Genomic DNA, 10,000 nt, shown 5'->3' with positions numbered 1-10,000 from the left:
GGGGTCTTTCATAAATCATGAAAAACATCTGGCTGGGTACTATAGATTTTTCAAAGAACTACTGGTGTCTTAAGAAGTGACAGATTCCATACTAACAAAGTTAGCAGCGGTTGTCAAGAGTTATCTTTTCTATTTCGAAAAGAAATTTGATATTTTTTTGCACCCTCTTCCGGCGACTATCATTATAGTATAATCGGGGGGAAAGTGCAAGGGGGTGAATAGCCTATCAAGCATTGATTAGCGTGTATCGATTAAAGAAAGATAAAGAAAAAAAGAAAAACCAAAATAACTTTTATTATATAAATAACTATCTAGTAAAACGTCAACTAATCATCTTAAAAATCATCACTGAAAAAATACTTATGTACTCTCAAATCTTCAGTCAACTCCGGATGGAAAGAGGATACTAAAATATTTTCCTGTCGAGCCATTACAATCTTTCCGTTAAACTCAGCTAAAACTTTCACTCCCTTTCCTATTTTCTTAATATAGGGAGCTCTAATGAATACTGCCTTAAAAGGTTTTCCGGAAAGATCTTCTATTTTTAAATCAACTTCAAAACTATCTACCTGCCTTCCAAAAGCATTTCTTTCTACTACAATATCTATTAAATCAAATTTTACCTGCTCAATACCCATAACCTTATTTGCTAATAAAATCATCCCCGCACAAGTCCCAAATATAGGCATTCCTTCTCTGCCTTTCTTAATAATCTCGCAGTCTAAACCATATATTTTAGCTAACTTACCAATAGCGGTACTTTCTCCTCCGGGAATTATTAATCTATCTACTTTTTCTAAATCTCCAACCGTTTTTACCTTGATTCCCTCAAAACCACACCTTTTTATCATCTCTAAATGTTCTTCTACTGCTCCCTGTAGGGATAATACTCCGACTTTCAAGATTACCTTCCTTGGCTCCTCTCTGTTCAATCTTTGATCTAATTCTTAACTTACCAACCTCTGTCTTGCATACGTTCAGCTGCAGCAATTTGAGAAATTTCTATCCCTTTCATGGCTTCACCTAATCCTTCTGAAACTTGTGCAATAATTTTAGGATTATCGTAATGGGTAGTAGCCTCTACAATTGCCTTCGCCCTTATTTTAGGATCATCTGATTTAAATATTCCTGAACCTACAAACACGCCATCTGCTCCCAACTGCATCATTAAAGCTGCATCGGCGGGGGTAGCTATCCCTCCGGCGGCAAAATTAACTACGGGTAATTTTCCTTTATGCGCTACCTCTTGTAAAAGTTCAAATGGAGCACCTAATTCTTTGGCTTTGGTCATTAATTCCTCTTTGGGTATATTTTTTAATCTTCTTATCTCATCCATGACCTGACGCATATGTCTTACCGCTTCTACTATATTTCCTGTTCCCGGTTCTCCTTTAGTTCTAATCATTGCTGCCCCCTCTCCTATCCTACGTAAAGCCTCACCTAAATTCCTTGCTCCACAGACAAAAGGAACCTTAAAGTTTAATTTATCTATATGGTAATTTTCATCAGCAGGAGTTAGTACTTCACTTTCGTCAATATAATCAACTCCTAAGGCTTCTAAAACTTGAGCTTCCACAAAATGCCCAATCCTTGCTTTAGCCATAACCGGAATAGTGACTGCTTGCATGATTTCTTTTATTATTTTAGGGTCAGCCATTCTGGCAACCCCACCAGCAGATCGGATATCAGCAGGAACCCTTTCCAAGGCCATCACTGCTACCGCACCTGCTTCTTCGGCAATTTTTGCATGTTCTACACTCACCACATCCATGATTACCCCACCTTTTAACATCTCGGCTAAACCTTTTTTAAGACGATAGGTACCTTTTTCTTCCATTTATTTACTCTCCTCTCCTTAGCGTTCTATTTATCTATATTATAATAGAAAAAAATATAAAAACAACTATTCTTCTCCGCACTAAATTTTATCCTCATTTTTAGAAAATAAATAATTATTTTTTACCGATTGTGCAAAGAAATATAAAAAACCTGTACAAAGAAGATACCGCAAATCTCGAGGATTTACGGTATCTTCTATAATTAATACTTATTATCTTCTATTAAAAGAGATCTATATGATCATTTATTTGTTGTCTTTTGCTATAGGTGAAGCTAAGTGTTCATAAAGTTTCCAACGTTTTAAAACTCCCTCTTGAGCTTCTTTAAGCAATTTTTTAGCTTCCTTCGGCATAGTTCGAGTCAGCATTTTATATCTATTTTCATTATAAATATAATCTTCCAAAGGAATACTGGGAGCTTTGGAATCCAACTGTAGAGGATTTTTACCCTCTTTATCAAGATCTGGATTGAATCTTATTAAAGGCCAATATCCCGATTGAACCGCTAACTTCTGTTGTTCTAAACCATGAATCAAATTATATCCATGGCTAATACAAGAACTATAAGCAATAATAAGGGAGGGACCCTCATATGCTTCTGCCTCCTGGAAAGCTTTAATCACTTGTGTATCATTAGCTCCTAAGGCTATTCGAGCTACATATACATCTCTATAAGAAATTGCCATCATTGCCAAATCTTTCTTGAAAGTCCTCTTGCCTCCAGCGGCAAACTTGGCAATTGCTCCAAGAGGAGTCGCTTTAGACATCTGACCACCCGTATTAGAATAAGTTTCAGAATCTAATACCAAGATATTAACATTGCGCCTTTGGGCGATAACATGATCCAACCCTCCATAACCGATATCATAAGCCCACCCATCTCCACCTACAATCCACACACTCTTTTTAACTAAAACATCAATTAAACTGAGTAAATCTTCTGCCTCAGATTTTTTTAAATTTTTCAATTTTTTCTCTAATATTTTTACTCTTTTTCTCTGTTGGTATAGTCCTTCCTCGGTAGACTGATCGGCAGTTTTAATTTCACTAACTAAATCCTTTCCTACATCAGAAGAAAGCCGATCTAATAATTCTAAAGCATATTCAATCTGTTTATCTATCGCTAACCTCATACCTAATCCAAATTCGGCATTATCTTCGAAAAGGGAATTAGACCAGGCGGGACCTCTGCCTTCTTTATTAAAAGTCCAAGGGGTAGCCGGCAAATTGCCTCCATAAATAGAAGAACACCCGGTAGCATTAGCGATCACTGCTCTATCTCCATACAATTGACTTAAGAGTTTTACATAGGGTGTTTCGCCACAACCAGCGCATGCGCCGGAAAATTCGAAAAGTGGCTGTAAGAACTGAATATTTCTGACTGCACTAAGCTTTAATGCTTTTCGATCTACTTCAGGAAGGTCTAAGAAAAATTTCCAATTTTTAGATTCTTGTTCTCTAACTGAAGGTTGGGAAACCATGTTCAAGGCCTTTAGCTTAGGATTAGTTTTATTTTTTGTGGGGCAATTGACTATACAAAGGGCACAGCCGGTACAATCTTCAGGAGAAACTTGAAGGGTAAATTTCAGTCCTTTAAATTGAGAATTCTTTGCATCTATAGACTTAAAGGTATCAGGAGCAGAAGATAATAATTTTGGATCACACACTTTTGCTCTGATCACTGCATGAGGGCATACCATCACGCATTTCCCACACTGGATACAGGTATTAGGATCCCAGGCAGGAATTTCTTGGGCAATATTTCTCTTCTCCCATTGAGTAGTACCACTGGGGAAAGTTCCATCCGGAGAAAAAACACTAACCGGCAAATCATCGCCTTTCCCGGCAATTATCTTTGCGGTTACCTTTTGCACGAATTCAGGCGCTTCTATCGGAACAGAAAGATGTTTAGGTAATTTACTATTAGGTTTACTTGGTACCTTTACTTCATGAAGATTTGCAAGAGTATTGTCTACCGCAGCAAAATTAGTATTTACTATTTTTTCTCCCTTCTTCCCGTAACTTTCTTCGATGTGGTGTTTTATTGCTTTTATAGCCTTTTCAATGGGAATCACTTTACTAAGAGAGAAAAAACATACTTGCATAATCGTGTTAATTCTTGCCCCCAAACCTACCTCTTTAGCAATCTTGTAAGCGTCAATTACATAAAAACGTAATTTTTTCTTGATAATGATTTCTTGAATAGAGTAAGGCAGGTAATCCCAAACTTCATCGGCAGAATAAGAACTGTTCAATAGAAATATTGCTCCCGGCTGAGTAGTCTCCAATACATCATAACGTTCCAGGAAGGAAAACTGATGACAAGCAACAAAATTTGCCCGGTTGACTAAATAAGTAGAATGAATAGGAGTCGGTCCAAATCTTAGATGAGAAATAGTTAGTGAACCGGCTTTCCGAGAATCATAAACAAAATAACCTTGAGCAAAATTATCGGTCTCTTCACCAATAATCTTGATAGAATTTTTGTTAGCGCCTACTGTTCCATCCGAACCAAGACCGTAAAAGACTGCCCGAGTTCTATCCGCTGGTTCGACGGAAAAATCAGGATCATAAGGAAGGCTAGTATGGGTTACATCATCATTTATCCCTATGGTGAAATGATTCTTGGGTATTTCTTTTTTCATCTCCTCAAATATTCCCTTGATCATAGCGGGGGTAAATTCTTTAGAGGAAAGTCCATATCTCCCTCCAATTATTTTAGGAGTCTTTTTGAAAGGAGTTTTCCCTTCAGACATTCCTTCCTGTATTGCGGTTACTATATCAGCATAAAGTGGTTCTCCAATACTTCCCGGCTCTTTAGTTCGGTCCAAAGCAGCAATAGTCTTTACTGTTTTAGGGAGAGAACTGTTAAAATGCTTGATAGAAAATGGACGGTAAAGACGAACTTTTACTAAACCTACCTTTTCTCCTTTTTTCATTAAATATTCCACTGTTTCTTCCACTGCCTCAGCTCCTGAACCCATTAATACAATTACCCTTTCAGCGTCCAAGGCACCAAAATATTGGAACAGTTCATATTTTCTCCTTACAACTTTCTCAAATTTTTCCATAACTTTCTGCACAATATCAGGACAATTAAGGTAATAAGGGTTGACTGTTTCTCTTGCCTGGAAGAATACATCCGGATTTTGGGCTGTACCCCTAATAAAAGGATGATCAGGAGAAAGTGCCCTCTTTCTGTGAGCTCTTACCAGATCGTCATTAACTAAAGGTTTCATATCTTGGGGAGTTAAAAGTTCTATTTTTGAAACCTCACTTGAAGTCCGAAAACCATCGAAGAAATGAAGAAATGGTACTCGAGATTCCAGGGTGGCTGCTTGAGCGATTAAAGGAAAATCCATCGCCTCCTGAACTGAGTTAGAAGCAAGTAAAGCAAAGCCAGTTCCTCTGGTGGCCATAACATCACTATGATCACCAAATATAGAAAGCGCCTGGCAGGCCACCGAACGAGCAGCAACATTAAATACGGTAGAGGTCAATTCCCCGGCAATTTTAAACATATTAGGAATCATTAATAATAGTCCTTGAGATGCTGTAAACGTTGTTGTAAGAGCTCCTCTTTGTAAAGAACCATGAGTAGCTCCCGAGGCACCCCCCTCACTTTGCATTTCAGTTATCTGAGGAACCGTCCCCCAGATATTCGGTTTTCCCTCAGAAGCCCAAAGATCAGCAAATTCACCCATAGGAGAAGAAGGGGTAATAGGATATATGGTTGCAACCTCGCTTAGATGAAACGATGTATGAGCCGCTGCGGTATTCCCGTCAATCGTAGTTTTTATTCTGTTCATTATCATGAACCTCCGTTTTTAAAATATTTTGATTAATTTATGTATTTTTATTTTATCAGAAAACATAAATTTTATAAAATTATTTATTTTGATCTGCATTTAACGTTTCGTTTTGATTTATCTTTTATTCTCAGTAATTACTTAATTTCTTGTCTGGACATTAAAGCTTGAGTTAAAGTCACTTCGTCTGCAAACTCTAAGCTTCCCCCTATCGGAACTCCATAGGCAATGCGAGTTACTTTAACTTTTAAAGGTTCGATCAATTTGGTAATATAGGAAGCGGTAACTTCTCCCTCAATGTTGGGATTAGTAGCTAATATTATCTCTTTTATCTTTTCGTCTTTTATTCTATTCAATAAACTATTAATCTTTAAATTTTCCGGTTCTACTCCATCTAAAGGAGAAATGACTCCTTCTAAAACATGGTATAATCCTTTATATTCTCCAGTATTCTCTATGGCAATTAAATCCCTTACCCCTTCTATAACACATATAGTAGACTTATCTCTATCGGTGTTCCGGCAAATTTCACATTTCTCTTGATCAGTTATATTGCCGCAAATCGAACAATGCTTCACTTTTTCTTTTGCCTCTAGTATTGTCCTAGCTAAACTTGTAACATTTTCCGAAGAATTCTTTAAAATATAAAAAGCTAATCTCTGAGCTGTCTTGGGTCCTATTCCTGGCATTTTCGAAAATTCATCAATTAATCTAGCAAAAGGTTTAGTATATCTAAAGGACACTTTTGCCTCCTTTTAAAATAATCCGGGGACATTCATTCCCCCGGTTAATTTACTCATCTCCTGGGCAGCTAATTCTTTCGATTGACGTAATGACTCATTGACTGCCGCTAAAATTAAATCTTCTAACATCTCTTTTTCGTTAGCATCTATTACATCCGGCTCTATTTTTATTTCTTTAATTTCTTGTTGGCCGTTTATTACAATCTCAATCATACCTCCACCAGAAGAAACTTTGACTTCCTTTTCTGCCAATTCTTTTTTTATCTCTTCCATCTTTTTTTGCATAGCTTGTGCTTGTTTCATAAGAAACTTCATATCCATTGCTTATCTTGCTTCCTCCTTTTTTTAAAATAAATAGTCTATTTTTCTTCAGTAATCGTTCCTTCAAATAAATTTAAGGATTCTTTAATTAATATATTATCTTTAATAATTCCATGATTCCTTTTTTTTAGTTTATCTTTCTCTTCTCTTGCTCTTTCTTGCTTATTTTCGTTTCTTTTTTCAAGGGCTTTCTTCTTGTTTTCTTGTTCAACCTCTAAATAAGAATCTTCCTGGTTGCTGTTATTAATAATACATTCTATTGTCAAAAATCTACCGCTTTCTTCTTTAATTAATTCCTGCAATAATATTTTGTTATTTTGCTTTTCTAAACTCTCTTTGTGAAAGGTATATTCCTCATTGAAACCGATTATCAATTTATCATTTTCAATAGTAATTAAATTGTTTGCAATGATAAAAGAATAAACTGCTATTTTAGTCTTCCTTATCCTTTCTAAAATCGTAGGCCATACCTGCATCAATTCTATATTTTTAGGCGATTCTTTAGCTTTAACAGAAGAATCTTCCTTGCTCTTTACTTTTTCCTGAATGTTTTTCTTTAGTGGCTCTTTCTCTCTTATTCCTCCGTTTTTCTTGCCTAATATCAATTTATCTTTCCTGGTAGAGAATTCCGAGAAATATTCACCTTTATTCCTCTCAACCTCTTTTAAAAGATAACTCTCCTCCGTAGTAAATTTGATTACTAACATTTCCAATAAAATCCAGGGACGGCGAATATATCTTACCTTTCTTTCTGCGTCAGATAGATAATCAACAATATTAAATAGTTTTTCCAATTTAATTATTTTAGATTGCTTTAATAAACGTGCTCTGTCTTCAACGAATATTCCCTGATAATTTAGTATTTCTTCTGGGCAAACTTTAGCTAAAGATAAGTTATGAACAAACTCCATCAAGTTTTTTATGAATTGAGAAGCATCTGCTCCTAAATCAGATGTACGATTAATTATCTCTATCCCTTTAAGGGTATCATTCTTTATTATTGCTTCTATAAACTCAAAAAAAACCTCTTCTTCAATTACTCCCAAAACCTCACCGACACTTTTAGAAGTTATATCCTTACCACAATAGGCAATAATCTGATCTAAAGTACTTTCAGCATCTCGCATTGAACCTGTCGAACTTCTGGCTATTATATTTAAAGTTTTATCACTTATATTTAATTCTTCGTCTTTTGCAATCATTTTTAATTTAGTGATAAGATCCGTTAAAGATATCCTTCTAAAATTAAACCACTGACATCGTGATAAAATAGTACTAGGAATTTTATGGGGGTCGGTAGTAGCAAAAATAAAAATCACGTGTACGGGCGGCTCTTCCAGAGTTTTCAACAAAGCATTAAATGCACCTTGGGATAACATGTGTACTTCATCAATAATATATATCTTATATTTCCCCTCTGCAGGTGCAAAGTTCACTTTATTTCTTAATTCTCTAATGCTATCTACTCCATTATTCGAGGCACCGTCAATCTCTATTACATCCATAGAATAGCCATCGGTAATTCTAATACATCTTTCACATTTATTGCAAGGATGAGGAGTGGAACCTTTTTCACAGTTTAATGATTTAGCTAAAATACGAGCAGTTGTTGTTTTTCCAACTCCTCTTGGACCAGAGAAAATATAAGCATGAGAAATTCTATTTAGGGAGATAGCGTTAATTAAAGTTTGGGTGATATGTTTTTGCCCAATTATTTCCTCAAAAGTTTGTGGCCGCCATTTGCGATAAAGTGATTGGTATTCCATGAATGCTCCTTATAGTTTAAATTCAGATAAAAATCCTTTCAAATTATCAATTTTTGCTTTATTTACAACTATAATTTTAATGATCGTGCACCTGCCTCTGATTTATCCTTCCAAGCGATTCTAAGATAGTTTGCTCCAATCAGGTTTACTTGCGGCACCCAAAGAGATTTGCTTACCGCTGCTTCTTTCCAGATCTGACGGAGTTCACAATTCTTTGCTGCACAAGGCCCAATCTTCATCGCCACTTATCTTAGTCAGCCTTAAAAAGATAAAACCTCGGGCAGGAATTCAACCCTGCTATAGCGGATTGCAGGTTACAGGGCACCGCTATCTCCCCGTCTAGCACGATCACTTTAGTATTGATCTCAAAAACATCAACTTATGAGAGCTATTTTTACTGGCGGAGAGGGCGGGATTCGAACCCGCGTGACAGCTTATGGCCGCCTAATCGCTCTCCAGGCGATCCCGTTATGACCACTTCGGTACCTCTCCTTTTTCTTTTATCTGCCTAATAAATAATAACCTTAATAATCATTAGTGTCAAAAATATTTTTCTATTTACCTTACTGATTATCCTGAAACATTTTCCCCTTATTTCAACAAGTTTATATTTATTGATTTTTTGGCGGAGAGGGCGGGATTCGAACCCGCGAGATAGGTATTACCCACCTACTCGATTTCGAGTCGAGCGCTTTCAACCGGGCTCAGCCACCTCTCCTTAGTTACTTGTTTAGTTAGTTAATTAGTTTAATAGTATAATAATAATTCCTCAACTAGCTTACCAAATGACTAACTAACGAATCAAAATACATAACTAAATTATCGTCTTTCCTGAAAAAATTTTTGTAAAATTAAACTACATTCTTTTTCTAATACTCCGCTCACTACTTCCATTTTATGATTAAACCTATTATCTTTTAGGATATTAATAATACTTCCTGCCGCCCCAGCTTTAGGGTCAGAAGCCCCAAATATTAATTTATTCATTCTGGCCTGAAGCATGGCATAAGCACACATGGGACAAGGTTCTAAGGTAACATAAAGGTCAATACCTTCCAAGTGCCAATTTCCTAAATATTTAGCAGCTTGTTGGATTGCTATTATTTCAGCATGAGCAGTGGGGTCTTGTAATTCTTCTTTCTGATTATGAGCCCGGGCAATTATCTTATTTTTATATACAACTACTGCTCCGACCGGAACTTCCTGGCGGGAATAAGCTATTTCTGCCTCTTTCAAAGCTTCTTGCATCAAGTTAATATCTTTATCCTTGTTTTTTAACATATTCTTAATATGAAGACTTTCCGGAAGTATTGATATTGGTGCGCCCGGAGGGACTCGAACCCCCAGTCTACTGATCCGTAGTCAGTTGCTTTATCCAATTGAGCCACGGGCGCTATAATACAATAGAAGTTCCCTATTGATTTTATTATAATTTATTTTCTTAGTCAAATTTATTAAAAAGAAAATATCGAGTGAAAACAGTATCTCGATACTTTCTTATATTAATTGAAATATTGGTATAT

Annotated in this window: 7 protein-coding genes, 3 tRNA genes and 1 other RNA gene; all 11 read right to left on the bottom strand. The window is 36.1% G+C overall.

The window, feature by feature from the left end:
• Positions 1 to 335 precede the first annotated feature (335 nt).
• On the bottom strand, positions 336 to 902 hold the full coding sequence (gene pdxT / locus ENO17_05330; GenBank protein ID HER24449.1) for a pyridoxal 5'-phosphate synthase glutaminase subunit PdxT: 567 nt from the start codon (positions 900 to 902) through the stop codon (positions 336 to 338).
• 50 nt (positions 903 to 952) lie between these two features.
• A complete protein-coding gene (gene pdxS, locus ENO17_05325) occupies positions 953 to 1,837 on the bottom strand; it encodes a pyridoxal 5'-phosphate synthase lyase subunit PdxS (protein HER24448.1) in 885 nt (294 codons plus the stop codon).
• Between the two features lie 246 nt (positions 1,838 to 2,083).
• Positions 2,084 to 5,647: a pyruvate:ferredoxin (flavodoxin) oxidoreductase gene (gene nifJ / locus ENO17_05320; protein HER24447.1), complete on the bottom strand. Its 3,564-nt coding sequence runs from the start codon at positions 5,645 to 5,647 to the stop codon at positions 2,084 to 2,086.
• A 137-nt stretch (positions 5,648 to 5,784) separates the two neighbouring features.
• Positions 5,785 to 6,390 carry a recombination protein RecR gene (recR, locus tag ENO17_05315; protein HER24446.1) on the bottom strand — a complete coding sequence of 202 codons (606 nt, stop codon included), beginning with the start codon at positions 6,388 to 6,390 and terminating at the stop codon, positions 5,785 to 5,787.
• Positions 6,391 to 6,402: 12 nt separating this feature from the next.
• Positions 6,403 to 6,711 carry a YbaB/EbfC family nucleoid-associated protein gene (locus tag ENO17_05310; protein HER24445.1) on the bottom strand — a complete coding sequence of 103 codons (309 nt, stop codon included), beginning with the start codon at positions 6,709 to 6,711 and terminating at the stop codon, positions 6,403 to 6,405.
• A gap of 38 nt (positions 6,712 to 6,749) precedes the next feature.
• Complete coding sequence (gene dnaX / locus ENO17_05305; GenBank protein ID HER24444.1) at positions 6,750 to 8,477, bottom strand: DNA polymerase III subunit gamma/tau; 1,728 nt, start codon at positions 8,475 to 8,477, stop codon at positions 6,750 to 6,752.
• A gap of 83 nt (positions 8,478 to 8,560) precedes the next feature.
• Positions 8,561 to 8,825, bottom strand: an RNA gene (gene ffs / locus ENO17_05300) — signal recognition particle sRNA large type.
• Between the two features lie 50 nt (positions 8,826 to 8,875).
• Positions 8,876 to 8,969 (bottom strand) — tRNA-Ser (locus tag ENO17_05295).
• A 131-nt stretch (positions 8,970 to 9,100) separates the two neighbouring features.
• Positions 9,101 to 9,195 (bottom strand) — tRNA-Ser (locus tag ENO17_05290).
• 101 nt (positions 9,196 to 9,296) lie between these two features.
• The gene (locus ENO17_05285) at positions 9,297 to 9,725 is read right to left on the bottom strand and encodes a nucleoside deaminase (GenBank protein ID HER24443.1); all 429 of its coding nucleotides are present in this window, start codon (positions 9,723 to 9,725) and stop codon (positions 9,297 to 9,299) included.
• A 69-nt stretch (positions 9,726 to 9,794) separates the two neighbouring features.
• Positions 9,795 to 9,871, bottom strand: a tRNA-Arg gene (locus tag ENO17_05280).
• Positions 9,872 to 10,000 lie beyond the last annotated feature (129 nt).

The sequence above is a fragment of the Candidatus Atribacteria bacterium genome (assembly GCA_011056645.1).
In the GTDB taxonomy this organism is placed as follows: Bacteria; Atribacterota; Phoenicimicrobiia; order Phoenicimicrobiales; family Phoenicimicrobiaceae; genus Sediminicultor; species Sediminicultor quartus.
This window is presented reverse-complemented; position numbering and strand designations above follow the sequence as displayed.